Raw genomic sequence first — 26,603 nt, forward strand, 5'->3', positions numbered from 1 at the left:
CTCGGGAGGCGTCCGCTCAGCGCCAGGTGCCGATACCGATGACGGGACCGGCCTCGATCCAGGAGGAGAGCCCGGCGTAGACGTCGTACTTCATGGCGAGGTCGAAGGGTTCGCCCTCGTAGGCCAGCTGGACGATGATCGCCCCCGGCTGGATCCGGACGCGTTCCGCCTCGGTGGGCGCCCGCCACCCCTCGACCTCCAGCGAGCTGCGGAGGAAGCGGAATCTCGGGATGGGGCTCAGGGACAGGAGGCTCAACCACTCCAGGTTCTTGTCCGTATAACGACAAACCCCCACCCGCCAGCCCTTGGGAGGGAGGCGGATGGAGGCGTCGAACGTGCCGAGGGCACGGTTGAGCTGGTAGCGACGGAGGAGGAACGCGGCGATCACGAGCACGAGCAGGCCGAAGACGACCGCAAGGCAGATGAACGTCACACCGAGTGCCTCCATGCAGGGAAGCCTAGACGGATTCCGGAGTCACCGAACCGCCGACCCTGGCGTTGTCCGCCACGATCACGACGCGGTTCGAATCGACGGAGAAGAAACCACCGTCCACACCGACCACCAGGCGTTCGCCGTTGACCGGTTCCACCGACAGTTCCCCCGCTTCGAGGATCGCGAGGATCGGGGCGTGGCCGGGAAGGATCCCGATCTGCCCGTTGGCGGTGCGCGCGTTGACCGTACGCGCCGCGCCCGACCACACGAAGTGGTCGGCCGCGACGATTTCGACCTCGAGTTCGCCGTGTGATGCCATCGGCGTTACTTACCGGTCTGCTCTTGGATCTTGGCCCACTGGCGCTCGACGTCGTCGAGGCCACCGACGTTGAAGAACGCCTGCTCCGCGATGTGGTCGAGGTCGCCGTTGCAGATCGCCGAGAAGCCTTCGATGGTGTCCTTGATGGCGACCGTCGAACCCTCGACGCCGGTGAACTGCTTGGCGGTGTAGGTGTTCTGCGACAGGAACTGCTGGATGCGGCGCGCACGCGCGACGATGACCTTGTCCTCTTCGCTGAGCTCGTCGATGCCGAGGATCGCGATGATGTCCTGCAGTTCCTTGTTCTTCTGCAGGATCTGCTTCACGCGCACGGCCGTGTTGTAGTGGTCGTGGCCGATGTACTGCGGATCCAGGATGCGCGAGGTCGAGGCGAGCGGGTCCACGGCCGGGTACAGGCCACGGGACGCGATCTCGCGCGAGAGCTCGGTGGTCGCATCGAGGTGCGCGAAGGTGGTTGCCGGAGCCGGGTCGGTGTAGTCGTCCGCGGGCACGTAGATCGCCTGCATGGACGTGATCGAGTGGCCCTTGGTCGAGGTGATGCGCTCCTGCAGGAGACCCATCTCGTCGGCCAGGTTGGGCTGGTAGCCCACGGCGGACGGCATGCGGCCCAGGAGGGTCGACACCTCCGAGCCGGCCTGCGTGAACCGGAAGATGTTGTCGATGAAGAGCAGCACGTCCTGGTTCTGCACATCGCGGAAGTACTCGGCCATGGTCAGCGCCGAGAGAGCCACGCGGAGGCGCGTTCCCGGTGGCTCGTCCATCTGGCCGAACACGAGGGCGGTGTCCTTGAGGACGCCGGCCTCTTCCATCTCGACCCAGAGGTCGTTGCCCTCACGGGTGCGCTCGCCGACCCCGGCGAACACCGAGGTGCCACCGAAGTTGCGGGCGACACGCGTGATCATCTCCTGGATGAGGACGGTCTTGCCGACACCGGCACCACCGAACAGTCCGATCTTGCCGCCCTTGATGTAGGGGGTCAGGAGGTCGATGACCTTGATGCCGGTCTCCAGCATCTCCGTCGAACCCTCGAGGGACGCGAAGCTGGGGGCCTTGCGGTGGATGGGCCAGCGCTCGGTGATCTCGAGCGCAGACTCCTCGACGTCGAGGGGCTTGCCCAGGACGTTGAAGATGTGGCCCTTCACGCCGTCGCCGACGGGCACGGAGATCGCTGCTCCGGTGTCCTGCACGACGGTGCCGCGGACGAGGCCGTCGGTGGCCTGCAGCGAGATCGCACGAACGAGGTTGTCGCCGAGGTGCTGCGAGGTCTCGAAGGTGATCAGGCGGGTCTCACCGTTGAGAGTGATCTCGGTGGTGAGGGCGTTGTACATTGCGGGGATTGCGTCGGCCGGGAACTCGACGTCGACAACCGGGCCGATGACACGTGCAATACGGCCGGTGGCGCCGGGGGCAACTGAGTCCGTACCGTGTTCAACAGTCTGGGCAGTCATCTCTCTCACTTCATTTACGTAGATGGCGTGGAACTAAGTCTAGCGGTGCACCCGGCGCCCTCGCGGGCCCGGATGGGCAGGAGCGTCAGGACGCGTTGAGCGCGTCCGCGCCGGCCACGATCTCCGAGAGTTCCTGGGTGATCTCCGCCTGGCGTGCGGTGTTGCGGAGGCGGGTGTACTTCTTGATGAGCTCGGTCGCGTTGTCACCCGCGGACTTCATGGCCCGCTGGCGTGCGGCGAGCTCGCTCGCGGCGGCCTGCAGCATGGCAGCGAAGATGCGCGACTCAATGTACCTCGGAAGGAGTGCGTCGAGGACCTGCTCCGGCTCCGGCTCGTATTCGTAGAGCGGGAGGAGCTCGCCGTCCTGGGGCACCTGCTCGTCCACGACCTCGAGCGGCAGCAGGCGCATGACCGACGGCTCCTGCACGACCATGGAGCGGAACTTCGTGTAGACGACGTGGATCTCGTCCACGCCCCCGTCCTCGTAGTCCTTCAGGAAGGTGGACAGGAGAGCCTCACCGACCTCGCGGGCGGTGCTGAACTCGGGAGCATCGGTGCCGCCGGTCCAGACCCGCTCGTAGCCGCGTCCGCGGAAGTCGAAGTACGACTGCGCCTTGCGTCCGAGCAGATAGGCCTGGATCTCCTTGCCCTCCGAGCGGAGCGTCTCGAAGAGCCCCTCCGCCTGCTTGAGGGCGCTGGCCGAGTACGAACCTGCGAGGCCGCGATCGGAGGTCAGCACCAGCACCGCTGCGCGACGCACCTGACCGTGCTCGGTGGTCAGCGGGTGGTCGATCTCCGACTGCGACGATACGGCCGACACGGCCCGCGTGATCGCGTTCGCGTACGGCAGGGCCGATGCGACACGTGCGCGTGCCTTGCCGATGCGAGAAGTCGCGATCAGCTCCATCGCCTTGAAGATCTTGCGCGTCGACGTGGTCGAGGCGATCTTCTGGCGGTAGACCCGGATCTGGGCTCCCATTCTTGTCCTTTCCTCCGCTCCCGGTGGGGGAAGCGATCAGGCCAGGGTCCTGCCCGCCGGGAGGGGGTTCACCCTCCCGGCGGCAGGTCCGCTAGCGCTTCTGTCGAACGATCTTTTCCTGCTCGACCGAATCGGCGTCGATCGCTTCGTGCTCCTCGTGGCCCGCGTGGACACCGTTCGCGCCGGCTCCGAAGAAGCCCTGCTTGAAGTTGGTGATCTGCGTCTTCAGCTCGTCGATGGTCGAGTCCTCGAGCTTGCCCGTCTGGGCGAGCGTGGTGAGGATCGGCGACGTGTGGCCGAGGTGCTCCAGGAACTCCGTCTCGAAGCGGTTGATGTCCTCGACGGGTACGTCGTCGAGGTAGCCGTTCGTTCCGGCCCAGATGGAGACGACCTGCTGCTCGACCGGCATCGGCGAGTACTGGCCCTGCTTGAGCAGCTCCATCAGGCGGGCTCCACGCGTCAGCTGCTGGCGCGAGGCCGCATCCAGGTCGGAGGCGAACATCGCGAAGGCCTGCATGTCGCGGTACTGGGCGAGGTCGAGCTTCAACGTGCCCGAGACCTTCTTCATCGACTTGACCTGCGCGGCACCGCCGACGCGGGACACGGACACACCGACGTCGACCGCGGGGCGCTGGTTGGCGTTGAAGAGGTCCGACTGCAGGAAGATCTGGCCGTCGGTGATGGAGATGACGTTGGTCGGGATGTAGGCGGACACGTCGTTCGCCTTGGTCTCGATCAGCGGCAGGCCCGTCATCGAACCGGCACCGAGCTCGTCGGAGAGCTTGGCGCAGCGCTCGAGGAGGCGGGAGTGCAGGTAGAAGACGTCGCCCGGGTAGGCTTCGCGTCCCGGCGGACGGCGCAGGAGGAGCGACACCGCACGGTAGGCCTCGGCCTGCTTCGACAGGTCGTCGAACACGATGAGGACGTGCTTGCCGCCGTACATCCAGTGCTGGCCGATGGCCGAACCGGCGTAGGGCGCCAGGTACTTGAAGCCTGCGGGGTCCGATGCGGGGGACGCGACGATGGTCGTGTACTCCAGGGCACCCTTGTCCTCGAGGGTCTGGCGGACGGCGGCGATCGTCGATGCCTTCTGGCCGATCGCGACGTAGATGCAGCGGACCTGCTTGTTCACGTCACCGGAAGCCCAGTTGGCCTTCTGGTTGATGATGGTGTCCACGGCGATCGCGGTCTTGCCGGTCTGGCGGTCACCGATGAGCAGCTGCCGCTGGCCGCGCCCGATCGGGATCATCGCGTCGATGGCCTTGAGCCCGGTCTGCATGGGCTCGTGCACCGACTTGCGCTGCGTGACGCCGGGAGCCTGGGTCTCGAGCGCACGGCGGCCCTCGGCGACGATCTCGCCGAGGTCGTCGATGGGCTGGCCCAGGGGGTCGACGACGCGGCCGAGGAACGCGTCACCGACGGGAACGGAGAGGATCTCCCCCGTGCGGTGCACTTCCTGGCCTTCTTCGATTCCGTTGTAGTCACCGAGGACGACGACGCCGATTTCGCGGGTGTCGAGGTTCTGGGCGAGTCCGAGCGTGCCGTCCTCGAACCGCAGCAGCTCATTGGCCATGACGGAGGGGAGACCCTCGACACGGGCAATGCCGTCACTTGCGGTGGTCACGCGGCCGACTTCGACGCGCTCCGCGTTTCCGGGCTCGTAGGACGCCGCAAAGTCGTTCAACGCACTACGGACGTCTTCGGCGTTGATGGTCAATTCGGCCATCTCAGTCCCTGCTCTCCTGTGTTGTTGGTCCCCGTGGGATGCGTGGCGACCGGTGTGTGATTCTGTGGATGTGACACGGATGTCACGAGGCGCGTTCGCCTATCCCGCCAGCTTGCGGCGGAGCTCGGACAAGCGCGTGATCACCGTGGAGTCGACCATTTCGTCTCCGACGCTGACACGGACTCCGCCGATCAGTGAGGGGTCGATCTTCACGTTGACCTTGAGCTCGCGGCCGTACATGGTGTTCAACCCGGACTCCAGCTTCTCGAGCTGGCTCGCCGTCAGCGGACGGGTGACGCTGACGTCGGCGATCCAGCGCTGCTGGCGTGCGGCGACCAGCTCGAGGAATCGTTCCACGAGGGCCGCGGGCTTCAGTCCGCGCGGCGACCGCACGGCCTGGGCGATCAGGAGCCGGCCGGCGGGGCCGGCCTGGGGCACGAGCTTGAGGCCGAGGGCCACCTTCGACTCCGGCGACGCCTGTGCTTCGGACAGTGCCCTCTGCAGGGCGTGGTTCGAGGCCACGACCTGGATGAAGGAGTACAGCTCGTTCTCGAGCTGTTCCAAGCCCTCCACACCGCTGCCCTGCTCGGCCACCGAGATGACCACGGTGGCCGCGAGGGTCTCCAGGGCATCGCCGATGTCGCGTGCATTCGCCCAGCGCTCGTTGACGAGGTCACGGACCACGCCGGCTGCCTCGGACGAGACGCGACCGGCGATGAGCTGGTCCACCAGCACGGCCTTGTCCTTGCCGGTGCGCGAGGGATCCGTCAGCGCGCGGCGCAGGCCGGCATTGCTGTCGAGGATCGACAGCACGCCGAACAGGTCCTCGGCCAGCGCCAGGCTCGTGCCGGGCAGCCGGGACTCCAGTCCTTCACGGACCGTTGCGAGGGAGAGGCTCGATACTCCTGCCATTACTTCGCTGCACCTGCGCTCTGCGACGAGGTCTCGAGGTCCGCGAGGAACCGGTCGATGACACGCGACGAACGGGCGTCATCGGCGAGCGATTCCCCGACGATGCGACTCGCGAGATCGGTGGCGAGCGTACCGACCTCGGCGCGGAGCGAGACCACTGCGGCCTGGCGCTCTGCTTCGATCTGCACGTGAGCCTGCTCGGTGATGCGAGCGGACTCGGCCGCCGCCTTCTCCTTGAGGTCCGCGAGGATCTGAGCGCCTTCGGCGCGGGCTTCCTCACGGATGCGGTTCGCCTCGGTGCGAGCATCGACAAGCTGCTGCTTGTACTCGTCGAGGGCCGCGTTGGCCTCGGCCTGTGCGGCCTCTGCCTTGGCGATACCGCCTTCGATCGCCTCGGTGCGCTCTGCGAATGTCTTCTCGAACGCCGGCATGACGTACTTGAAGACGATGAACAGCAGGACGGCGAAGCCGACAACGGTCACCAGCAGTTCCCAGAGGTTAGGGATCAGAGGGTTGGAGCCCTCTTCCGCCGCCATAATCGCTGCGTTAAGCATTTTTCACCCGTCTTTCTTCAACGTGTCTTCGGTCGGTCAGGACGGCTTGATCAGGCGCCGATGACGAAGGCGAAGACGAGGCCCAGGATCGCGAGGGCTTCGGTCAGTGCGAGGCCGAGGAAGGCGATGGGCTGGAGGACACGCTGTGCCTCAGGCTGGCGAGCTACGCCATTGATGTAGGCCGCGAAGACGAGGCCGACACCGATACCACCGCCGATTGCGGAGAGACCGTATCCAACGAGGTTGAGGCTACCCTGTACTTCCATTGTGTTCCTTTCAAGATGCCGCCTTGGTGCGACAGGTTGTTTGGGATCATCCCCGACGGGGAAGACTTGTGTGAATCAGTGGGCGTCGGCGTGCAGCGCGCCTTCGATGTAGATCGCGGCGAGCAGCGTGAAGACGTAGGCCTGGAGGATCATGATCAGCGCCTCGAGCATGTACATGGCGACCGATCCGACGAGGACCAGCACGCTCGTGCCCTGCAGCAGGATGTTCCCCGTCATGACCATGTACTCGATGGCCGAGCCGGCCAGGGTCACGATGAGGTGGCCGGCGAGCATGGTCGCGAAGAGTCGCAGCGAGTGCGTGACCGGCCGGACGATGAAGTTCGAGATGATCTCGATCGGCACCACGATCAGGAGGATGTACCAGGGGACGCCCGACGGGACGACGGCGAGCTTGAAGTAGCGGATGCCGTGCTTCTTGAGGCCGATCCCGACCCAGAGCAGGAAGAAGATGGCGGCGATGCCGTAGGCGCTGCCCGGGTGGGAGAACGTCGGCAGCTGCAGGAATGGGACGGCCCCGAAGATGTTGTTCACCAGCACGAAGAAGAAGGCGGTGAAGAGCCAGGGGACGTACTTGAGGAAGTCGCGGCCGCCGATGATGTCCTTGCCGATGGAGTTGCGCACGAAACCGTACGCGGCCTCACCGAGGAACTGCACCTTCCCCGGGACCAGCTGCCGGCGGCGGGAGGCGATCAGGAAGAACGTGGCGATGAGGACGACCGAGAGGATGGTCAGCAGCATCTGCTTCCCGAAACCGGGGTCCAGCAGGACGCCGTACTCGCCGCCCCACGGGAGGATGTCGCGGTAGTGGGTGTCCTCGATCGTCGGGGCTACGAATCCCTCTTCGGTAGTTGCGGCCGGGAGCGCAAGCGCGATCAACGCGTTTCCTCTCTGCAGTGTCCATCGTTGGGCAAGATCTGTTCGGTCGCAGTGGAACTGGTCCGACTCGTTAAGTTATGGGGAATCACTCGGGTTCGGCCTCGGCGCGGGACGTAGCCGGCGAGCCCCTGTGCGGGTCCGCTGCATGGTTCCGGGTGAGATTGTGCATGTGGGAGAGATAGAAACCCCCTGCTGCACCTAAGAACGCTCCCGCCAGCACCAACCAGCGCGTGTCGAGGAGATTATCCAGCCCCCAGCCTATCAAACTCCACACCAGGATCCCGCCAATGATGTAGCTGAAGACGGCCATGCCCGCGTTGTAGCCGCCGTTGGAGAAGCGGGCGTCGATATCCTGCGGGGGCGTGGCGGCAGCCTCGTCCGGGCCCCGGTCGGTGCCTGCCATGTCAGTGCCCCTCTGCCGGGTCGGACGCCGTCGGCGCACCGGTCGCTGCCGGAACACTCTCGTCGTAGAGGGGCGTCCTCAGCCTGGAGAACGCGAGGACCTCGGCGACCTGCCACGCGATGACGGTGGCGAGCGCTCCGGTGAAGAACCAGGTGCGGTCGAGCCAGCCCGGCGTCCCGAGGAGGAACAGGACCGCGGCGAACCCGACCACCTTGATGGCGTAGGTGACGGCGAAGAGGCCCAGGGCACCCGAGGGATTGGTCCTGCCGGTGAAGTGCCCGATCAGGAGGCTGATACCGAAGAACGCCATGACGAGTGCGGCGCCGAAGACGACGCTCAGGCCCGCGGAGGGTGCGGTCGCGAGGGCTGCGGCGGCCGCGAGCACCAGCGCCACGGCACCGCCTGCGGCGGCACTCCGCGCGAGGATGCCGAGCCAGGGGGACGCGGTGGCCTCCGAGGCGGTCACGAGGTTCGGGTGGTCGGCTCCGGTCGCCGGGTGCTCCGGTCGTGGCACGTGCTGTCCGCTCTGTCGGCTGCGCCGTCCGGCGCCCTGCTGGTCCTCCGTCGACGGCGTCGGGAGGGCTGGTGCGGGTCCGCGCGATCCGTCGTCGTCGCACCCGGCGCCTGAAATTCTACAGCACCACGAAGACGGGCCGCGGGCCTCAGGCCCGGTCGGCCACCCGCCGCCGTGCGAGGGCGCGGAAGATCCGGGGCGAATACAGGTACAGCGCGACGACGGCCGCGGCGAACAGGGACGCCGTGACGGCGAGGGGCGCCGTCGCGGTGGCCAGCACGAATCCCGCCGCCGCCGTCAGGGCGGAGAGGACGCTGACGAGGATCGAGACCTGCACATGGCTGAGGCCGGTGTCCGTGAGCCGCTGGTACACGTGCTGCCGGTGCGCGGTGTACAGGCGCTCGCCCCGGCGGGCACGGCGCAGAAAGGTGGTGAAGGTGTCGGCGAGGTAGATCAGGACGGGCGAGAGCAGGTATTCGAGGTAGACCCCCGCCAGCAGTCCCGTGACCGCGATCGCGGCGATGGAGGCACCGAGGAGGTAGCTGCCGACGTCGCCGAGGAACACGAACCCCCGGCCGAGGTTCCACGGCAGGAACCCGGCGAAGGCCGCCGCCACCACGAGGCCCGCGACAGTCAGCCACAGCTGGTCGCTGAGCACGCCGGCCAGCGAGTAGAAGAGTCCGACGACGAGTCCGTGCATGCCCGAGATCCCGTTGATCCCGTCCATGAAGTTCGCGGCGTTGATGTAGGTGGCGAGGGCGATCGCCCCGATCGGGACCCACCAGTAGCTGCTGTCGTCGATGGTGGTGGCCAGCGCCGCCGTGCCGATCACGCCGACCAGCAGCTGCGCCGAGAGGCGCACCCGGATGGACAGGCCGCGGAAGTCCTCGATCCAGCCGAGGGTGGCCGAGGCGCCGACCATGCAGATGATGATCAGGATGAGCGACCGGTCCACGGCGACCAGACCCGTCGCGAGGGAGAGCGCGAGCGCCACCAGGAGCGCCACTGCCACGGCAACTCCCATGCCGCGGATCACGATCGTGCTGTGCGAGGAGCGGTCGTTCGGGATGTCGATGACGCCCAGCGTCCTCAGCAACGGCTTGACGACGACGGGCAGCGCCAGGGAGAGACCCAGTGCGACGAGAGCGACGAGGGTGAGGAGTCCGGTCATGACGCCGGCCCGCCGGCACCCGAGCGGGACGGGGAGGCGCTCGCTCCGCCCGGTGATGCCGGTCCGGCACCGCCTTCGCCGCCGACGGCTGCGATGCTCCGCCGGCCGTCGAAGCCGCCCTCGGCCTTCCATTCCCGAAGGCTCAGCCGCTGGGGGTCGAGCGGGGCGACGGAGGTGTGGGAGATCTTGGGGTGGAGCGGACGGGAGTCGTCCTCCCCCGCGCCCATCAGGTCCTCGTGCATCTTCTCGCCGGGCCGCAGGCCCGTGAAGACGATGTCGATGTCCTTGCCGGACATCGCGATCATGCGCTGCGCGACGTCGAGGATCTTCACGGGTTCCCCCATGTCGAGGATGAGCACCTCCCCTCCCCTGCCGATGGCCCCTGCCTGCACGACGAGCTGGCAGGCCTCCGGGATGGTCATGAAGAACCGGGTCACCTCGGGATCGGTCACCGTGATCGGTCCGCCGTTGCGGATCTGCTCCGTGAAGAGGGGGAGCATGGAGCCGCGGCTCCCGATGACGTTGCCGAAGCGAACGGAGACGTACTTCTGGCCGGTCCGTTCCGCCTGCCAGGACGTGAGCCTCTCCGCGACGCGCTTGGAGTGGCCGAGCACGCTGGTGGGGTCGGCCGCCTTGTCCGTGGAGATGTTGACGAAGTTGGTCACGCCGACGGCCGAGGATGCCCGGAGCACGTTCAGGGTGCCCTGTACGTTCGTCTTCCAGGCCTCCTCCGGATACTGCTCCAGCAGCGACACGTGCTTGAGGGCCGCGGCGTGGAAGACGACCTCCGGCTTCCGGTCCTCGAAGATGTCGAGCAGCGCGTCCGCGTCGCGGATGTCGGCCAGGACGGTGTCGCGGCCCGTGAGCAGTCCCCGGCCCGTGAGCGAGATCTGCGTCGACTGGAGGCCGGTCTCGTCGCGGTCCAGCATGATGAGCTCCGCGGGGAGGAAGCCGGCGAGCTGGCGGCACAGTTCGGACCCGATCGACCCCCCTGCACCGGTCACCAGGACCCGCTTCCCGGTGACGTAGCCCGCGACCTCGTCCGGGTGGATGTCCACCGGGCGCCGCCCGATCAGGTCCTCGACCGCGACCTCCCGGAAGTCGGCGATGCCCGCGCCGGCACCACCGAGCATGTCCCGCAGCGGCGGCAGGACCAGCACCTTGATGCCGAGGCCCGCGACGAGGTCCGAGACACGGCGCACCTGGGCGGCCTCGACGTCGGCGAAGGCGATGACGAGGACGGAGGCCTGGGTGCGGGCCGCGACGTCGCGCAGGTCGTCGATCCTGCCGAGGACGGGCACCGACGCCAGGCGCAGGTGCTTCTTGGCGGGGTCGTCGTCGATCAGGCCGACGGGGAAGTAGGGCGATCCCGGGTCCTGCATCATGCGGCCGACGAGGGAGTTGCCGAGGAAACCGGCTCCGTAGATCAGCGTGCGCTGGGCGTCCTCCCCCGGTTTCGCCTTGCTCTCGACGTACATGCGCTTGAGGTAGCGCGTGGCGGCCAGGAACATGCAGGCGAACGGGAAGGCGATGATGCCGATGCTGCGCGGCACCTCGATGACCGTGAAGAACGCCACGCTGACGAGCACCAGGATCACGGCGACGAGGACCGCGACGATCACGAGCAGTTTCGCCTCGTGGAAGCTGCCGAAACTGTAGCGTCCCCGGTACAGCGCGAAGCTGAGTCCCACCACCAGCTGGGCGACGACGGCCACGGCGCAGAACGCCGCGATCCCGGGGACGTTGACCTCCTTGACGAGGAGTTCGTAGCGGAGGATCAGCGCGAGGAGGATGGCCACGATCCAGGCCGCAGCGTCGAGAAGGTACTGCGACCACAGCCAGATCGCCGGCTTGTCGCCGGACGGAGCCGCTGCAGTGGAGCCGGATTTCCGGGCGGGTGCCCGGCCTTCGTTGAGTGCCATGATTCCTAACGGTGTCATGCAGGCCGACACCGCGTTCCACCCGGAGGCGCGACCGCCGGGGGCTGCCCGGCCCGGCTGTGCAGGACTGGCCCGGTCGGGACCGGAACACGGTGTAATAGACTGCTACTACCCGAGAATACTAACTGCACCGCCTCTGCCTGGTCCGTTGCGCACCGCCTTGGCGCGGCCCGGAAGGAACACGTTGCACGTCCCTGACGCCGCTTCTCCGAGCGTGTTCATCGTCGTCACCACCTTCAACCGGGTGGGCCACCTCCGGGAACTCCTCGCATCCATCGCGGTGCTCGATCCGGCGCCGGCCGGCGTGGTCGTCGTCGACAATGCCAGCACGGACGGCACGGCGGACCTGCTCGCCGAACTGGACCTGCCCGTTCCGCTGATCGTGCACCGTCTGCCGGACAACGCCGGCGGCGCCGGTGGTTTCGCCGCCGGGATGGCGAGGGCCCTGGCCGAGGGCGCCGAATGGCTGTGGCTGATGGACGACGACGTCGTCGTGTTCCCCGATGCGCTCGCGTCCTTCGCCCCGTGGATGCCCCGCTACTCGTGCATCCACGGCCGCCGGTACGACTCCGCGGGTGAGCCCTTCTTCTGGCAGCACATCCTGAACGAGGCCCTCGGCGTCCACCTGCCGGTCCGCGGCGACGTCTTCGCCCGGTCGCGCGTCTTCCACACGAATGTCGGCTGCTTCGAGGGCATGCTGGTGGCGGCCGACGTCGTCCGCGAGACCGGACTCCCCGACGCACGGTTCTTCCTCAACGGGGACGACCTGACGTACGGCTGGCTCATCTCGCAGCGGCATCCCGTCGCGTACGTCGACGCCTTCGTGCTGCGGAAGACCCGTGCCCAGCGCCAGGTGGACCTCCGGGTCCGGCATCTCAACGACTCGAGCAACCTCTCGCGGTTCTGCGGCATGCGCAACCGCGGCCACCTCGCGCGCTACCTCCGGCTCCACGGACGCCACAGCGCCGTGGCGTTCGGCGTCGGGACCTTCCTCTCGGCCGCCAAGGAGGTCCTGCGCCTGGTGGCGGTGGAGCGGTCACTCTCCGGCCTGTCCGCCCTCTGGCGCGGCTGGCGGGCTGCCAGGGTCATCCTGAAGGACCCCGACTGGCAGCCGGAGCCGCCCCTCGCGCCCCTGTCCGGTCCGTCGGGCCGCCAGGGAGGCACCGCATGAGCTGGCTCGTCCTCGGCGGCTCGGGCTTCGTCGGTTCCGAGGTCCTCCGGGCGCTCCGCGCGGCAGGCGTGGACGCGGTGCCCGCTGCGGCACCCCGCCTGGTGACGGCTGCGGACACACCGGAGGCGCTCGTCGCTGAAGCGGCGCTCCTCGACGGCGCCGGCCTCCGTGCCGCGATGGCGGGCCATTCCGTCGTCGTGAACGCCGCCGGACTCGCGACCCCGTCATCCGGCGACGTGCAGGCACTGCTGGGTGCGAACGCCCTGCTGCCCGCCGTCGTGGCCCGGGCCGCGGCGGCCGCGGGCGTGGGTCGCGTCATCCACCTGAGCAGTGCCGCGGTGCAGGGCAGGACGCCGGTACTGGACGCGACGGACACGGTGCACCCGTTCTCGACGTACTCGCGCAGCAAGGCGCTCGGCGAACAGTCGATCGATCGCGTGGCCGCGGACGAGCCGGCGCTGTCGGTGGTGACCATCCGTGCCACGTCCGTGCAGGGGCGCGGCAGGCCGACGACGGCGGCGCTGACCCGCCTCGCGCGCTCGCCCCTCGCCTCGGTGGCCTCCCCGGGCAGCGCCAGGTCGCCCATCACGTCCGTCGAGGCCCTCGCCGGTCTGGTCCTCGCCGTGGGCCGCCACGCGGGGCCGGTCCCGTCCAGGGTGCTGCAGCCGTGGGAAGGACTCACCGTGCGGACCGTCCTCGAGGCGGCCGGCGGACGGCCCCGGATCCTGCCCGCGGCGCTGTGCCGCCTCGCGGTGGGAAGCGGCTACGCACTGTCGGGCCTGCTGGGCGGCCGGCTCGACGGGCACGTCCGCCGGGTGGAGCTCATGTGGTTCGGCCAGGACCAGGTACCGGGCTGGGCGGAGGAGCAGGGCATCCCGCCCGCCCCCCGGGTCCGTGAGGTCCTCGCACGCGCGCAGGATCGGGCGGACGACGGCGGAGCACCCGCCGACTGACGCGGCTCAGGCGGAGGCCTGGCCCCCTGCAGCACTGTCGTCGGCGGCGTCGTCCCGCGCGGCGGGGCCACCGTCCGCGGCATGCCCGTCGATGTCGAGAATGCCGGGGACGACCTCCCGGAGGCGGTCCAGCGCGAGGGTTCCCTGCCGCACCACCCGCAGAGTCTCCCCGGTGGCGTCCACGATGGTGGATCCGGTCCCCTCGGCGGCGGTGCGTGGACCGGCATCGAGGTACACGGCGACCGATTCGGCCAGCTGCGCCGCGGCATCCGCCGCCGTCGTCGCTGCCGGCGCGCCGGTCCTGTTCGCCGACGACACCGCGAGCGGGCCCGTGAGCCCGAGCAGTTCGAGCGCGACATCGTCGTCCGGCATGCGGAGGGCGACGGTTCCCAGGGTGTCGCCGAGGTCCCACGTCAGGGAGGGCTGGGCGTGGCAGATCAGGGTGAGCCCGCCGGGCCAGAACGCTTCGGCGAGCCGACGGGCGTCCGGGTGCACATCGGTCGCCAGTCCGTCGAGCGTCTGGATACGCGGGATGAGGACGGGCGGGGGCATGTTCCGGCCGCGGCCCTTCGACGCGAGGAGGGTGGCCACCGCCTGTGGTGAGAAGGCGTCCGCGCCGATCCCGTACACGGTGTCCGTGGGCAGGACGACGCATTGCTTGAGCGACACCGCCCGCTGGGCGGCCGTGAGGCCGTCGCGTCGCTGGGCGGGATCGGAACAGTCGTAGCTCGTTGTCACCTGCCCATCCTTCCATCCGGGCAGGCGGCTCCGCACATCGTGCTACCCGGCGAGGCAGGGCGGGGCGGGGCGGCGTGCAGGTCAGGACGACGGCGGAGGGCCGAAGCCCGTGCCCCGCAGACCGGCCGAGTAGGCGGCGAACCAGGCGCGGAGCCCCTTGAGGTCGCGCTGGGTGAGGAAGTAGTACGGGAAGCCGATGACGTCCGCGCCGAACCAGCGGAGGTTGCGGTACTTGCGCGCCAGGTAGGCGCGGTTCCGGAAGTACGAGAACCGCTTGAACTCGCCCTCGGGGATGACGGGTGTGATGAAGCCGCCGAAGATCGGCTTCATCTCGGACCAGGTGGCCGGGTGGCGGACGGCGACGGTCGCCAGGGTGCCGTACTTCAGGCCCGCCTTCCGCACGCGGGCCAGGAAGTCGACCTCGTCGCCCCGGATGAAGAACTTCATGTCCGGCAGGCCGATCGTGGCGAACACCTCCGCCCGGATCAGCGCACCGTTGAAGAAGTGCACCATGTCGGGCAGATAGCCCATCGCCTCCAGCGTGGCGCGGTCGTTGGTGAGGAGGCCGTTGATGCGGAAGTTGAAGGACAGCCGGGAGGGGTCCGACGTCGCGGCGACGAGCGGGCTGACGATGTCGAGGTCGTGGTCGTGGGCGGCGCGCAGCAGTTCGGCGAGGCAGCGCTCGTCCTCGGGGTGCCCATCGTCGTCCATCAGCCAGATCCACCGGGCGCCGCTCGCGATCGCCGCGAGGATCGCGAAGGCGAAGCCGCCGGCTCCGCCGAGGTTGGCTTCCGAGCGGAGGTAGTGGATGGTCCCGCCGGCGGCCTCGACGACGTCGGTCGCGGGCCGGGTGCCCGAGTCGACGAGGGCGACCGTCGCGATCGGGGCGCTCTGCGCCACCAGGGAGCGCAGGAGCTGCGCGAGCTCCTCGTGCCGGTCGTAGGTCACGGCGGCGACCGCGACGGTGTCGGTGCGGGTCGCGGCGCCGTCGGGTGTCGCGTCGGGTACCGTCAGGGGGCCGCCGGCTCCCGGGCCCGTGGTGCGTTCGGTCATCGCGCTGCCTTCCCGGTGGTGTCCGGCGTCGTGCCGGCGCGGAGGACGGCGCTCGTCGCGCGGTCCCGTCCGCTGAGGTCCTGGTGCGTCCGGATCGTCGTCCAGACATCCGCCTGCTCGAGGAAGGCGGCGACCCAGGGCGCCTGCACCTCCGCGTGCTCCATCACGAAGTATCCGCCCGGCCGAAGGAGGCGGGCGGCGGAGGCGGCCGCGGCACGCGGCAGGCGCATGCCGTCCGCCCCCCCGCCGTAGAGGGCCATCTGCGGGTCGTGCTCCGCCACTTCCGGCTCGTTCGGCACGGCATCGGCCGGGATGTACGGGGGGTTGGACACGACGATGTCGAAGGTGCCGTCCTGGTCGGCGAGTGCGGTCGCCAGGTCGCCCTGGCTGAGCTGCACGCCGAACGGCTCGAGGTTCGGGGCGGCCCAGGCCAGGGCGAGGTCGCTGAGCTCGACGGCGTGCACGTCCGCACCGGGCACCTCGTCGGCCACGGCCGCGGCGATGGCGCCCGATCCCGTCCCGAGGTCCACGATCTTCGGTCCCTCGAGCTGCGATGCCCGGTCGATCACCAGTTGTGCGACCGTCTCCGTCTCGGGCCGCGGGACGAAGACGCCGGGACCCACCGCGAGTTCGACGCGACGGAAGTGGGCGACCCCGGTCAGGTGCTGGAGCGGGACGCGCCGTGCGCGCTCGTCGACGAGGGCCTCGAATCCCGCGGGCACCGGGGCGCCGGTCAGGGCCAGCGCCCTGAGCCTCCCGCGGGAGACGCCGAGCAGGTGGGCGGCCAGGAGCTCGGCGTCCACCCGGGGGCTGGGGACCCCTGCGTCGCGGAGCCGTTGTTCGGCGACCCGCAGGGCCTCCTCCACGCCTACTCTTCCGTGCCGATGGCGTCCAGGCGGGCCTGCTCGTCCATCTCGATGGCCGACTGCACCACGGGCTCCAGATCGCCGTTCATGACGGCGTCGAGGTTGTAGGCCTTGTAGCCCGTGCGGTGGTCGGCGATCCGGTTCTCCGGGTAGTTGTAGGTCCGGATGCGCTCGGACCGGTCCATGGTGCGGATCTGCGACTTGCGGATGTCGGAGTTCGCGGCGTCGATCTTCTCCTGCTCGTGTGCCAGGATGCGGGAACGGAGGACCCGCATCGCGGCCTCGCGGTTCTGCAGCTGCGACTTCTCGTTCTGCATCGCGACGACGATCCCGGTGGGCAGGTGGGTGATGCGTACCGCGGAGTCGGTCGTGTTGACAGACTGTCCGCCGGGGCCCGAGGAGCGGTAGACGTCGATCTTCAGGTCGTTCTGGCTGATCTCGACCTCCTCCGGCTCGTCGACCTCGGGCAGCACGAGGACGCCTGCGGCGGAGGTGTGGATGCGGCCCTGCGACTCGGTGACGGGCACGCGCTGGACGCGGTGCACGCCGCCCTCGAACTTGAGGCGCGCGTAGACACCCTCGGCGGGGTCGTTGGAGGACCCCTTGATCGCCATCTGGACGTCCTTGTAGCCACCGAGGTCGGACTCGTTGGCGGAGATGAGTTCGGTCTTCCACCCCCGGGATTCGGCGTAGCGCGCGTACATGCGGAGCAGGTCGCCGGCGAAGAGTGCCGCCTCGTCACCGCCCTCGCCGCCCTTGACCTCGATGATGACGTTGCGGCCGTCGTTCGGGTCACGCGGGATGAGCAGGCGGCGCAGGCGCTCCTGGGCGGTGGCGAGCTGCTCCTCGAGCACGGGCACCTCGGCGGCGAACTCGGGGTCCTCCGACGCCATCTCGCGGGCGGCCTCGAGGTCGTCGTGCAGGGCGGTCCACCGGTTGTGGGCGTCGACGATCCTGCCGAGCTCCGCGTACCGGCGGCCGAGTCTCCGGGCCAGCGCCTGGTCGGCGTGGACGGCGGGGTCGGCGAGCTGGTCCTGCAGCTCGGAGTGCTCGTCGAGCAGTCCCTGGATGGATTCGAACATCGGGTGTACCTCTTTCGGCGTCTACCGCCAGTCTACGAAGGTCGGGAGGGCAGGGACGACCGCCCCGGTTAACGGACGAAGCCGCCCGGGGCGGGCCGGCCAGATGGCCGGCCCGTCCCGAACGGCTGCCGTTGCTAGTCGGAGTCCTTGGAGCCCAGCGTGGTCTTCTGGACCTGCATCAGGAACTCGACGTTGGACTGCGTCTCCCGGATCTTGTTGGTGAGCAGCTCGAGTGCCTGCTGGGTCTCCAGACCCGACAGCACGCGACGCAGCTTCCACATGATCTTGACCTCGTCCGGCGAGAGCAGGTTCTCCTCGCGGCGCGTTCCGGAGGCATTGACGTCGACGGCGGGGAAGATGCGCTTGTCGGCGAGGCTGCGCGAGAGGCGGAGCTCCATGTTGCCGGTGCCCTTGAACTCCTCGAAGATGACCTCGTCCATCTTGGACCCGGTCTCCACCAGCGCGGTGGCGAGGATGGTGAGCGAGCCACCGTTCTCGATGTTGCGCGCTGCGCCGAAGAAACGCTTCGGCGGGTACAGTGCCGCGGAGTCCACGCCACCGGAGAGGATGCGGCCCGACGCCGGAGCGGCGAGGTTGTACGCACGTCCGAGGCGGGTCATGGAGTCGAGCAGCACGACGACGTCCATGCCCATCTCCACGAGGCGCTTGGCGCGCTCGATGGAGAGTTCGGCGACCGTGGTGTGGTCGTCGGCGGGACGGTCGAACGTCGAGGCGATGACCTCGCCCTTGACGGTCCGCTGCATGTCCGTGACTTCTTCGGGACGCTCGTCGACCAGGACCATCATGAGGTGGACCTCAGGATTGTTGATCGTGATGGCGTTCGCGATCGCCTGCAGGATGAGGGTCTTGCCGGCCTTCGGCGGGGAGACGATCAGTCCACGCTGGCCCTTGCCGATCGGGGCCACCAGGTCGATCACGCGGGGGCCGATCTTCTTCGGGTCCGTCTCGAGGCGAAGGCGGTCCGAGGGGTAGAGCGGAACGAGCTTCGCGAACTCGACGCGGTCCTTGAGGTCCTCGGCGGGCTTGCCGTTCACCGAGGTGACGCGCACCAGGGCGTTGAACTTCTGGCGTGCGCTGGCCTGGGTCTCGCCCTCGCGGGGAGCACGGATCGCGCCGACGACGGCGTCGCCCTTGCGCAGGTTGTGCTTCTTGACCTGGGCGAGCGACACGTAGACGTCGTTCGGGCCCGGCAGGTAGCCGGAGGTGCGCACGAAGGCGTAGTTCTCGAGGACGTCGAGGATGCCGGCGACCGGCAGCAGGACGTCGTCCTCGGTCACCTCGACGTCGTCGACGTCGGGCTGGTTGCGGTTGCGGCGACGGTCGTTGCGCTCGTTGCGGTCGTTGCGGTCGCGGAAGCGGCTGTTGCGGTCCTCGGGACCGCTGGTGCCGTTGCGGTTCGCGCGGTTGCGGCGGTTGCGGCCGCGGCCGTCGTCATCGCCATTGGCTCCGTTGGAGCCGTTGCCACGGTTGTCGCTGCGCTCACTGCCGTTGCGGCCGCTGTCGTTCTGGCCGTCGCCCGGAACGTTCGAACGGTCCTCGTCGCGACCGTTGCGTGAACGGGAACGGCGCTCGTTGCGGTCGCCCCGTCCCTCGCCCTGCGAGCCGTTCTGGGACTCGTTCGAGCCCGCCTGGGCCTCGGAGCGGTCCTCGCCGCGACGGTTGCGGCGGTTCCGCTGGTTGCGCCCGCCGTTGTCGCGGTCCTGCTGCTCACCGGCAGGAGTCTCCTCGGCGGCGTCGCGCGACGGGGCCTCGACCTGCTCGGTGGCGACCGGTTCGGCGTCGGACGCGGGTGCGGAGACGACGCCGTCGCTGCCCGCGCGGCGGTTGCGGTTGCGGGTGCGGGGCTGGCGCTCGGCCGGAGCCGACTGCTCGTCCTGTCCGCTGTCCGCGGCGGTCCCGGTCTGGACCGTGGCGGTCGCGGGACGCTCTGCGTCTGCGCTGCGCTCACTACGGACCGCGGGGGTCTTCTGGCGGTCGGCGACTGCGGATCCGCGCTGGTGGTCGGAGATCGCCGACACGAGGTCGCTCTTGCGCATCCTCGATCCGCCGGTGATGCCGAGCTGGCCCGCGAGGGCCTGGAGCTGGGCGAGCTTCAGGCCTGCAAGGCCGCTGCTCTTGGAAGTTGTTGCGCCGGTTGCTTCAGCGTCTTGGGTGGCCACACCTGGTAACAGGTCAGTGGTTTCAGTCACGAAGGATCCTTCCCCCTCGTCGGGCGGCCACCTGATCGGTGGTCCGCGGTGGTTTGCCCCGTGCCGCAGGTGAAAGCAGGCGGGGTTCGGCCGAGCCGGAGGCAATCCGGCAGGGCCGCGTGTGCTGGGAGCCCGCGGATGTCGATGTGCGGGAGGAGAGATCCGCACGCACAAAGATAAGGTCGGAGGCTACACCGGAGGATGTGCTGCTGCTGATGGAACCTGCAGTTTTCGCGGCGGTCTAGAGAAGAGGACGGCCAGCTCAACAGAAGCACATGGCGTCTGGTGAAAGACACGGTAGTTCCGCAAGACGCAAGATTCGCCCGACGTTCCTACCCCTGGTGCACCTCCACTTTAGCACCTTCCCGCTCCACCGCGAGCCGGAGGACCCGCCAGGACGCGGGCGTGTCGCCCTGTGCGACGAGCGACCGGACGGCGTCCTCGGCGGCACGGGCACCGGCCTCTCCCACCGCCAGGGTCAGGACGCTCGGTCCGGCCCCTGAGATGGTGCTGGCGAATCCCGCCGCACGGAGGCCTCGCAGGAGGGTGGCGCTCGGGAGCATCGCCTGCGCGCGGTAGTCCTGGTGCAGGGAGTCCTGCGTGGCGGGGAACAGCAGCGACGGATCAGCGCCGAGGGCGTGGACCAGGAGCGCGGCACGGCCGGCATTCGCCGCGGCGCTGTGGTGCGAGACCGACGGCGGGAGGAGTGCGCGGGCGCTCTCCGTGGACAGCGCGAGATCCGGGACGGCGATCACGGGGATGATGTCCGGATGAACCTCGACGCGCGTGGTGTGGTAGGCCCTGCCGCTCTCCCAGGAGATGGCGAGGGCTCCGCCGAGCGCGGGGGCCACGTTGTCCGGGTGGCCCTCGATCGAGGCCGCCCACTGCAGGATGTGCGCGGCGTCCAGTTGCTCGTCCGCGGGCAGCAGGGCGTTGCCGGCGAGGACCCCGGCGACGATCGCCGCGGCGGAGGAGCCCATGCCCCTGCCGTGCGGCACGACGTTCACGGTGTCGAGCTCGAGCCCGGGCGCCCGCCGCCCCACGCGGTGCAGCGTGCTGATCAGGGACCTCGCGACGAGATGGGTCTCGTCGGCGGGCAGTCCGGCCGCCCCCTCCCCCGTGGCGCGCACCGTCGTCGAGCCCGACGTCGTGGTGCGGACACGCACGGTGTCGTGCAGCGCCAGCGCGAGTCCGAGGGTATCGAAGCCGGGCCCCAGGTTCGCGCTGGTGGCGGGAACCCGCACCACCACGTCCTGGCCTGCCTCGACGGCCGGGAAGTCCGAGACCTCCGAGACCTCCGACGACGCAGGTGCTGCCTGCACACCCGCCATGTCAGTCCTCGAGCCCGAGCGCGGCCGCGACGCTGACGACGTCGAACTCCACCTTCGTGGGCTCCACGTCGGCGCCGTCCGCCGTGCGCAGCGCCCACTGCGGGTCCTTCAGGCCGTGGCCGGTGACCGTGATGACGATCGTCTTGCCCGACGGCACGAGCCCTTCGGCGTGCTTCTTGATCAGCCCGGCGACGCCTGCAGCGGATGCGGGCTCCACGAACACGCCCTCGCGGGAGGACAGCCAGCGGTGCGCGTCGAGGATCTCCTCGTCGGTCACGGCCTCGATGAGTCCGCCGGACTCGTCGCGGGCGGCGACGGCGAAGTCCCACGACGCGGGGTTGCCGATCCGGATGGCGGTGGCGATGGTGTCGGGTTCCGTGATCGGGTGGCCCTTGACCAGCGGCGACGCGCCCTCCGCCTGGAAACCCCACATGATCGGCGTCCGGGTGGCGACGGCGGGCAGCTCACCATGGTGCATGGAGGCGTAGGGCGCCGCGTACTCCTTGTAGCCCTTCCAGTACGCGCTGATGTTACCGGCGTTGCCGACGGGCATCAGGTGGTAGTCCGGGGCGTCGCCCAGGGTGTCGACGACCTCGAAGGCCGCGGTCTTCTGCCCCTCGAGCCGCGCCGGGTTCACGGAGTTCACCAAGAAGACGGGATAGGCCTCCGCGAGCTTCCGCGCGACGTCGAGGCAGTTGTCGAAATTGCCGTTGACCTGCAGGAGCTGGGCGCCGTGGGCGATGGCCTGGCTGAGCTTGCCCATGGAGATCTTGCCGTCCGGCACGAGCACGGCGCACGTGATGCCCGCCTGCGTGGCGTACGCGGCGGCCGATGCCGAGGTGTTGCCCGTCGATGCGCACACCACGGCCTTCGCGCCGGCCGCGACGGCGGCGGTCATGGCCATCGTCATGCCCCGGTCCTTGAAGGACCCGGTGGGATTCATGCCCTCGACCTTCAGGTAGACGGTGGAGCCCGTCAGCTCGGACAGGTGCCGTGCGTGCACGAGGGGCGTTCCGCCCTCACCGAGGGTGATGACCTCGGTCGCATCCGTCACGGGCAGTCGTTCGGCGTATTCGCGGATGACTCCGCGCCACTGGTGGGCCACTTAGATTCCCTCTACTCGGAGCACGGATGAGACGGCGGTGATGACGTCGAGCGCCGCGACCTGCTTGACGGTCGCCGCGAGCGACGCCTCGGGGGCACGGTGGGTGACGATCCTCAGTTCGGCGGTGGTGCCGCCGTCGGCACCGCCCTGGTGGATGCGCTGGCGCATCGTCTCGATGGAGACGCCGTTCTCGGCGAAGATCTGCGCGATGCGCGCCAGGACCCCGGGCTGGTCGGCGACCTGCAGGCCGATGCAGTAGCTCGTCCGGACGGTGTCGATGCTCAGCGGCGGAACGTGGCCGGTGGTGGTCTCGGTGCGGCCGGGACCGCCGAGCACCATGCGGCGCGCGGCGCTGATGACGTCGCCGAGCACGGCCGACGCCGTCGGGGTGCCACCGGCTCCCTGACCGTAGAACATGAGTTCGCCGGCGTTCTCCGCCTCGACGAAGACGGCATTGAAGGCGCCACGGACCGCTGCGAGCGGGTGCGACCGCGGCAGGAGGGTCGGGTGGACGCGCACGCCGACCCCGGCTGCGCCGGCGTCGTCCGTGAGCATCTCCGCGATGGCCAGCAGCTTGATCACGTAGCCGTCCTCGGTCGCGGCGGCGATGTCGTCGGCAGTGACGGTCGTGATGCCCTCGCAGTGAACGTTCTCGAGGGCGAAGCGCGTGTGGAAGGACAGGGAGGCGAGGATCGCGGCCTTCGCGGCGGCATCATGGCCCTCGACGTCGGCGGTGGGATCCGCCTCGGCGTAGCCGAGGTCCTGGGCGGCCTTCAGTGCGTCCGCGAAGGATGCCCCGGTGGAGTCCATCTGGTCGAGGATGTAGTTCGTGGTGCCGTTCACGATGCCGAGCACGCGCGTGATGCGGTCCCCCGACAGGCTGTCGCGGATGGGCCGGAGGATGGGCACCGCCCCGGCGACGGCCGCCTCGTAGGACAGCTGCACCCCGGCGGCGTCTGCCTGCTCGTAGAGCTCCGGCCCGTCCTGCGCGAGGAGGGCCTTGTTGCCGCTGACGACGGTGGCCCCATGCCGGATCGCCCGGAGGATGAGGGACTTGGCCGGCTCGATGCCGCCCATGAGCTCGATCACGATGTCGGCGTCCTCGACGAGCGACTCCGCGTCCGTCGTGAGGAGTCCCTCCGGGAGCTCGACGTCGCGGCGCGCGTCCAGGGTGCGGACGGCGACGCCGACGAGTTCGAGGGGTGCGCCCGCGCGGCGGCCGAGGTCCTCCGCGTTCTCGAGGAGGATGCGGGCCACCTGGGAGCCGACGTTGCCGCAGCCCAGCAGGGCTACGCGCAGGGGTGCGGGGGTCGTTGCTGGTGCATTCATGCGGTGTGTGAAGCTCCTGGATCCGGGACGGGTACGGCGGGTTCGCGCTGGACGTCCCTGCGGAACAGGTCCTCCTCGGTCTCGCCGCGGACGATGAGCCTGGCTGCCCCGTCGGCCACCGCCACGACGGGCGGGCGCGGAAGGTAGTTGTAGTTGCTCGACAACACCCAGCAGTAGGCTCCGGTGCCCGGGACGGCGAGGAGGTCGCCGGCTCCGGTGTCCTCCGGGAGGTAGACGTCCCGCACCACAATGTCACCGCTCTCGCAGTGTTTCCCAACCACACGGGAGAGCAGGAGATCGGCTGCGGACGTCCTCGAGGCCAGCACGGCCGAGTAATCCGCGCCGTAGAGCACCGGACGGGCGTTGTCGCTCATGCCGCCGTCCACCGACACATAACGGCGCGGGTGCGTAACGCTCGTGTCCTGGACGATTTCCGATCCGTTCGCGGCCGCGTCCACGCGCACGGTCTTCGTGGTGCCGGCGGTGTAGAGGGTGAAGGTGGTGGGACCCACGATCGCGCGGCCCGGCTCGATCGAGATCCGCGGTACCCGCAGCCCCAGCTCGCGGCAGGTGGATCCGACGACGGCGGCCATCGCACGGGCGATCTCCGCTGCCGGCCGAGGTTCGTCCGCCTCGGTGTAGGCGATGCCGTAGCCGCCGCCGAGATCGAGCTCGGGCAGTTCGACGCCGTGCCGGTCACGCACTCCGGCGAGGAAACCGAGCAGCCGCTGGGCCGCGAGTTCGAAGCCCTCGGGCTCGAAGATCTGCGACCCGATGTGGCAGTGCACTCCGAGGAGGTTGATGCCCGGGTGGGCGAGGGCGTCGGCGACCGCGCGGGCAGCGGGCGACGACGCGCCGTCGTCCTGCACGTCGTCCTGTCCCGGGCCCTGCTCGGTGGTGAGCGACAGGCCGAACTTCTGGTCCTCGTGGGCCGTGGCGATGAACTCGTGCGTGTGCGCGTGGACCCCGGGCGTCAGGCGGATCATGACGTTCGCCCTGCGGCCGCGCTGCACGGCGAGGTCGCCGACCAGGGTGACCTCCTGCAGGCTGTCGACGACGATCCGGCCGAGGTCGGCATCGATGGCGCGGGTGATCTCGGCGGCCGACTTGTTGTTCCCGTGCAGCCCGAGCCGGTGTCCCGGCATCCCGGCGCGCAGGGCCACGGCGAGCTCCCCGCCCGAGCAGGTGTCGAGTCCGAGGCCCTCCTCGCGGACCCAGTGCGCCACCTCGCTGCAGAGGAAGGACTTGCCGGCGTAGAACACGTCCACTCCCCCGCACAGGTCACGGAAGGCGTGATCGAACGCGTCGCGGAACGTGGCGGCTCGGGTCCGGAAGTCGCGCTCGGACATCACGAAGAGGGGCGTGCCGTACTGCCGGGCGAGCTCGGTCACGGGGATCCCGTCGACCTGCAGCACGCCGTCCGTCCCGCGGTCCACGTCCTCGGCCCACAGCTTGGCATCGAGCCGGGCCTGGTCGGCGGGGACGGACAGCCAGTCCGGTGCGAGCGGGGATGCTTCGGCGGCCACGGCTACATCCTCTCCGGCGCGGACACGCCGAGGAGGTCCAGGCCGTTGGCCAGGACCTGCTGCGTCGCGTTGTTCAGCCACAGGCGCGAGCGGTGCACGTCCTCGACGGCGGCGTCGCCGAGCGGGGCGACCCGGCACGCGTCGTACCAGCGGTGGTACGTCCCCGCGATGACCTCGAGGTGCCGGGCCACGCGGTGCGGCTCGCGGAAGGTCGCGGACTGCGCGACGACGCCGGGGAACTGTCCGAGCGCCGCCAGCAGCTCGCCCTCCGTGGGGTGGGCGAGCGACGCGGCGTCGAAGGTGCTGGTGTCCACTCCCGCGGACACCGCATTGCGCGCGACGGCGTGCGTCCGGGCGTGGGCGTACTGCACGTAGAACACGGGGTTCTCGTTGGTGTTCTTCCGCAGTAGCTCGGGATCGATGGACATGGCCGAGTCGGCCGGCGACCGTCCGAGGGAGTAGCGCAACGCGTCCTTGCCGAGCCAGTCGAGCAGGTCCCGCAGCTCGATGATGTTGCCGGCGCGCTTGGAGAGCCGGGCGCCGTTCACGGACACCATCTGGCCGATGAGGACCTGGATGTTCTCCTCCATGTCGTCGCCGGCGCAGGCCGCGATGGCCTTGAGGCGACCGATGTAGCCGTGGTGGTCCGCTCCGAGGAGGTAGATCTTCTCGGGGAAGCCCCGGTCCTTCTTGGAGAGGTAGTACGCAGCGTCGGAGGCGAAGTACGTGGGCTCGCCGTTGGCCCTGATGAGGACGCGGTCCTTGTCATCGCCGAAGTCGGTCGTGCGGAGCCAGACGGCGCCGTCCTCGTCGAACACGTGGCCCTGCTCGCGCAGGCGGTCGACAGCCTGCTCCACGGCGCCGCCGTCGTGCAGTGCGGACTCGGAGAAGAACACGTCGAAGTGCACTCCGAAGTCCGCCAGCGTCTCCTTGATGTCGGCCATCTGTGCCTCGTAGGCGAGGGCGCGCACGATCGGGAGCGCGGTGTCGTCGTCCAGGTCCGCGACCTCGGGGCGGTCGGCGAGGACGGAGCGGCCGAGATCGGCGATGTACTGGCCGGGGTAACCGCCCTCCGGCGTCGGTCGGCCCTTGATGGTCGCAAGCACGGAAGCTGCGAAGTTGTTCATCTGGGTGCCGGCGTCATTGATGTAGTACTCCGTGGTCACCTGTGCACCGCTGGCCCGGAGTACGCGCGCGATGGAATCACCGAGGGCGGCCCACCGCGTGTGGGCGAGGTGCAGCGGACCCGTCGGGTTGGCCGATACGAACTCCATGTTGATGGTGTGGCCCGCGAGTGCCTCGTTGGTGCCGTAGGCGGGGCCGGCCTCGACGATCGTGCGGGCCAGCTCGCCCGCGGCCCCGGCGTCGAGCGTGATGTTGAGGAAGCCCGGACCGGCGATGTCGACGCTCTTCACGCCATCGATCGCGGCGAGGCGGTCGCTCAGGAGCTGGGCGAAGGTCCGCGGGTTCATGCCCGCCTTCTTGCCGAGCTGGAGGGCGATGTTGGTCGCCCAGTCGCCGTGCTCCCGGTTCTTCGGTCGCTCCACCCGCACCTCGGAGGGGAGGTCGATGCTGAGGTCACCCGCCTCGACGGCGGCCTTCAGGCATGCGGATATAGCGGCAGAGAGTTCTTCGGGAGTCACCCGTCAAGCATAG

25 protein-coding genes are annotated in these 26,603 nt (G+C 69.3%); 2 read left to right on the forward strand and 23 right to left on the reverse strand.

Annotated features, from left to right (window positions below; all coding sequences use genetic code 11):
* Window positions 1-16: 16 nt before the first annotated feature.
* The 13 genes from ACX80U_RS15690 to ACX80U_RS15750 all read right to left on the reverse strand — a co-directional run bounded on the left by ACX80U_RS15690 (window position 17) and on the right by ACX80U_RS15750 (window position 11,565).
* On the reverse strand, window positions 17-448 hold the full coding sequence (locus ACX80U_RS15690; RefSeq protein ID WP_133080837.1) for a DUF2550 domain-containing protein: 432 nt from the start codon (window positions 446-448) through the stop codon (window positions 17-19).
* A 10-nt stretch (window positions 449-458) separates the two neighbouring features.
* Window positions 459-752 carry a F0F1 ATP synthase subunit epsilon gene (locus ACX80U_RS15695; RefSeq protein ID WP_133080838.1) on the reverse strand — a complete coding sequence of 98 codons (294 nt, stop codon included), beginning with the start codon at window positions 750-752 and terminating at the stop codon, window positions 459-461.
* 5 nt (window positions 753-757) lie between these two features.
* Window positions 758-2,221, reverse strand: a complete 1,464-nt coding sequence (gene atpD / locus ACX80U_RS15700; RefSeq protein ID WP_133080839.1) for a F0F1 ATP synthase subunit beta — start codon at window positions 2,219-2,221, stop codon at window positions 758-760.
* Window positions 2,222-2,306: 85 nt separating this feature from the next.
* A complete protein-coding gene (locus ACX80U_RS15705; RefSeq protein WP_133080840.1) occupies window positions 2,307-3,200 on the reverse strand; it encodes a F0F1 ATP synthase subunit gamma in 894 nt (297 codons plus the stop codon).
* 91 nt (window positions 3,201-3,291) lie between these two features.
* A complete protein-coding gene (gene atpA, locus ACX80U_RS15710; RefSeq protein ID WP_133080841.1) occupies window positions 3,292-4,926 on the reverse strand; it encodes a F0F1 ATP synthase subunit alpha in 1,635 nt (544 codons plus the stop codon).
* 99 nt (window positions 4,927-5,025) lie between these two features.
* Window positions 5,026-5,838: a F0F1 ATP synthase subunit delta gene (locus tag ACX80U_RS15715; RefSeq protein ID WP_459269100.1), complete on the reverse strand. Its 813-nt coding sequence runs from the start codon at window positions 5,836-5,838 to the stop codon at window positions 5,026-5,028.
* Window positions 5,838-6,392: a F0F1 ATP synthase subunit B gene (locus ACX80U_RS15720; RefSeq protein WP_133080843.1), complete on the reverse strand. Its 555-nt coding sequence runs from the start codon at window positions 6,390-6,392 to the stop codon at window positions 5,838-5,840. The genes ACX80U_RS15715 and ACX80U_RS15720 overlap by 1 nt, the downstream gene beginning before the upstream one ends.
* 50 nt (window positions 6,393-6,442) lie before the next feature.
* Window positions 6,443-6,658, reverse strand: coding sequence for an ATP synthase F0 subunit C (locus ACX80U_RS15725; protein ID WP_019481292.1), 216 nt, complete (start codon window positions 6,656-6,658; stop codon window positions 6,443-6,445).
* Between the two features lie 75 nt (window positions 6,659-6,733).
* A complete protein-coding gene (atpB, locus tag ACX80U_RS15730) occupies window positions 6,734-7,555 on the reverse strand; it encodes a F0F1 ATP synthase subunit A (RefSeq protein WP_133080844.1) in 822 nt (273 codons plus the stop codon).
* Between the two features lie 85 nt (window positions 7,556-7,640).
* Window positions 7,641-7,958, reverse strand: a complete 318-nt coding sequence (locus ACX80U_RS15735; RefSeq protein ID WP_244186259.1) for a hypothetical protein — start codon at window positions 7,956-7,958, stop codon at window positions 7,641-7,643.
* Window position 7,959: 1 nt separating this feature from the next.
* Window positions 7,960-8,472: a hypothetical protein gene (locus tag ACX80U_RS15740; RefSeq protein WP_459269101.1), complete on the reverse strand. Its 513-nt coding sequence runs from the start codon at window positions 8,470-8,472 to the stop codon at window positions 7,960-7,962.
* A 148-nt stretch (window positions 8,473-8,620) separates the two neighbouring features.
* Window positions 8,621-9,643 (reverse strand): glycosyltransferase family 4 protein, encoded by a 1,023-nt coding sequence (locus tag ACX80U_RS15745; RefSeq protein ID WP_133080846.1) that lies wholly within the window; start codon window positions 9,641-9,643, stop codon window positions 8,621-8,623.
* On the reverse strand, window positions 9,640-11,565 hold the full coding sequence (locus ACX80U_RS15750) for a polysaccharide biosynthesis protein (protein ID WP_459269102.1): 1,926 nt from the start codon (window positions 11,563-11,565) through the stop codon (window positions 9,640-9,642). The genes ACX80U_RS15745 and ACX80U_RS15750 overlap by 4 nt, the downstream gene beginning before the upstream one ends.
* Before the next feature lie 202 nt (window positions 11,566-11,767).
* Between ACX80U_RS15750 and ACX80U_RS15755 the strand changes: the two genes are divergently transcribed.
* Entirely contained in the window at window positions 11,768-12,754 is a 987-nt protein-coding gene (locus ACX80U_RS15755) for a glycosyltransferase (RefSeq protein ID WP_459269103.1), read from the forward strand.
* Window positions 12,751-13,707: an NAD-dependent epimerase/dehydratase family protein gene (locus tag ACX80U_RS15760; RefSeq protein ID WP_459269104.1), complete on the forward strand. Its 957-nt coding sequence runs from the start codon at window positions 12,751-12,753 to the stop codon at window positions 13,705-13,707. The genes ACX80U_RS15755 and ACX80U_RS15760 overlap by 4 nt, the downstream gene beginning before the upstream one ends.
* 6 nt (window positions 13,708-13,713) lie before the next feature.
* On the opposite strand, the gene ACX80U_RS15765 is transcribed toward ACX80U_RS15760, so the two are convergent.
* From ACX80U_RS15765 to argS, 10 genes are all read right to left on the reverse strand, one after another.
* Complete coding sequence (locus ACX80U_RS15765; RefSeq protein WP_459269105.1) at window positions 13,714-14,445, reverse strand: L-threonylcarbamoyladenylate synthase; 732 nt, start codon at window positions 14,443-14,445, stop codon at window positions 13,714-13,716.
* An 81-nt stretch (window positions 14,446-14,526) separates the two neighbouring features.
* Window positions 14,527-15,498: a glycosyltransferase gene (locus ACX80U_RS15770; RefSeq protein WP_459269106.1), complete on the reverse strand. Its 972-nt coding sequence runs from the start codon at window positions 15,496-15,498 to the stop codon at window positions 14,527-14,529.
* A complete protein-coding gene (prmC, locus tag ACX80U_RS15775; RefSeq protein WP_459269107.1) occupies window positions 15,495-16,364 on the reverse strand; it encodes a peptide chain release factor N(5)-glutamine methyltransferase in 870 nt (289 codons plus the stop codon). Before prmC ends, ACX80U_RS15770 begins: the two co-directional genes overlap by 4 nt.
* A gap of 2 nt (window positions 16,365-16,366) precedes the next feature.
* Window positions 16,367-17,446: a peptide chain release factor 1 gene (prfA, locus tag ACX80U_RS15780; protein ID WP_133080853.1), complete on the reverse strand. Its 1,080-nt coding sequence runs from the start codon at window positions 17,444-17,446 to the stop codon at window positions 16,367-16,369.
* 134 nt (window positions 17,447-17,580) lie between these two features.
* The gene (rho, locus tag ACX80U_RS15785) at window positions 17,581-19,656 is read right to left on the reverse strand and encodes a transcription termination factor Rho (RefSeq protein WP_459269108.1); all 2,076 of its coding nucleotides are present in this window, start codon (window positions 19,654-19,656) and stop codon (window positions 17,581-17,583) included.
* A gap of 332 nt (window positions 19,657-19,988) precedes the next feature.
* Window positions 19,989-20,987, reverse strand: coding sequence for a homoserine kinase (gene thrB, locus ACX80U_RS15790; RefSeq protein WP_459269109.1), 999 nt, complete (start codon window positions 20,985-20,987; stop codon window positions 19,989-19,991).
* 1 nt (window position 20,988) lies between these two features.
* Entirely contained in the window at window positions 20,989-22,092 is a 1,104-nt protein-coding gene (gene thrC, locus ACX80U_RS15795) for a threonine synthase (RefSeq protein ID WP_133080856.1), read from the reverse strand.
* On the reverse strand, window positions 22,093-23,421 hold the full coding sequence (locus ACX80U_RS15800; protein ID WP_208741511.1) for a homoserine dehydrogenase: 1,329 nt from the start codon (window positions 23,419-23,421) through the stop codon (window positions 22,093-22,095).
* Window positions 23,418-24,947: a diaminopimelate decarboxylase gene (lysA, locus tag ACX80U_RS15805; protein WP_459269110.1), complete on the reverse strand. Its 1,530-nt coding sequence runs from the start codon at window positions 24,945-24,947 to the stop codon at window positions 23,418-23,420. The genes ACX80U_RS15800 and lysA overlap by 4 nt, the downstream gene beginning before the upstream one ends.
* A 2-nt stretch (window positions 24,948-24,949) precedes the next feature.
* On the reverse strand, window positions 24,950-26,590 hold the full coding sequence (gene argS / locus ACX80U_RS15810) for an arginine--tRNA ligase (protein WP_459269111.1): 1,641 nt from the start codon (window positions 26,588-26,590) through the stop codon (window positions 24,950-24,952).
* Between the last annotated feature and the right edge of the window lie 13 nt (window positions 26,591-26,603).

It is taken from the genome of Arthrobacter sp. TmT3-37 (assembly GCF_054510835.1).

Bases quoted from the DNA above. Each gene is read 5' to 3' on its own strand.
- ACX80U_RS15750 (WP_459269102.1), bottom strand. From the start codon at position 11,565: ATGGCACTCAACGAAGGCCGGGCACCCGCCCGGAAATCCGGCTCCACT.
- atpA (WP_133080841.1), bottom strand. From the start codon at position 4,926: ATGGCCGAATTGACCATCAACGCCGAAGACGTCCGTAGTGCGTTGAAC.
- ACX80U_RS15715 (WP_459269100.1), bottom strand. From the start codon at position 5,838: ATGGCAGGAGTATCGAGCCTCTCCCTCGCAACGGTCCGTGAAGGACTG.
- prfA (WP_133080853.1), bottom strand. From the start codon at position 17,446: ATGTTCGAATCCATCCAGGGACTGCTCGACGAGCACTCCGAGCTGCAG.
- ACX80U_RS15745 (WP_133080846.1), bottom strand. From the start codon at position 9,643: ATGACCGGACTCCTCACCCTCGTCGCTCTCGTCGCACTGGGTCTCTCC.
- ACX80U_RS15725 (WP_019481292.1), bottom strand. From the start codon at position 6,658: ATGGAAGTACAGGGTAGCCTCAACCTCGTTGGATACGGTCTCTCCGCA.
- ACX80U_RS15720 (WP_133080843.1), bottom strand. From the start codon at position 6,392: ATGCTTAACGCAGCGATTATGGCGGCGGAAGAGGGCTCCAACCCTCTG.
- thrB (WP_459269109.1), bottom strand. From the start codon at position 20,987: ATGGCGGGTGTGCAGGCAGCACCTGCGTCGTCGGAGGTCTCGGAGGTC.
- ACX80U_RS15770 (WP_459269106.1), bottom strand. From the start codon at position 15,498: ATGACCGAACGCACCACGGGCCCGGGAGCCGGCGGCCCCCTGACGGTA.
- atpD (WP_133080839.1), bottom strand. From the start codon at position 2,221: ATGACTGCCCAGACTGTTGAACACGGTACGGACTCAGTTGCCCCCGGC.
- ACX80U_RS15800 (WP_208741511.1), bottom strand. From the start codon at position 23,421: ATGAATGCACCAGCAACGACCCCCGCACCCCTGCGCGTAGCCCTGCTG.
- ACX80U_RS15690 (WP_133080837.1), bottom strand. From the start codon at position 448: ATGGAGGCACTCGGTGTGACGTTCATCTGCCTTGCGGTCGTCTTCGGC.
- ACX80U_RS15735 (WP_244186259.1), bottom strand. From the start codon at position 7,958: ATGGCAGGCACCGACCGGGGCCCGGACGAGGCTGCCGCCACGCCCCCG.
- ACX80U_RS15760 (WP_459269104.1), top strand. From the start codon at position 12,751: ATGAGCTGGCTCGTCCTCGGCGGCTCGGGCTTCGTCGGTTCCGAGGTC.
- ACX80U_RS15695 (WP_133080838.1), bottom strand. From the start codon at position 752: ATGGCATCACACGGCGAACTCGAGGTCGAAATCGTCGCGGCCGACCAC.
- ACX80U_RS15705 (WP_133080840.1), bottom strand. From the start codon at position 3,200: ATGGGAGCCCAGATCCGGGTCTACCGCCAGAAGATCGCCTCGACCACG.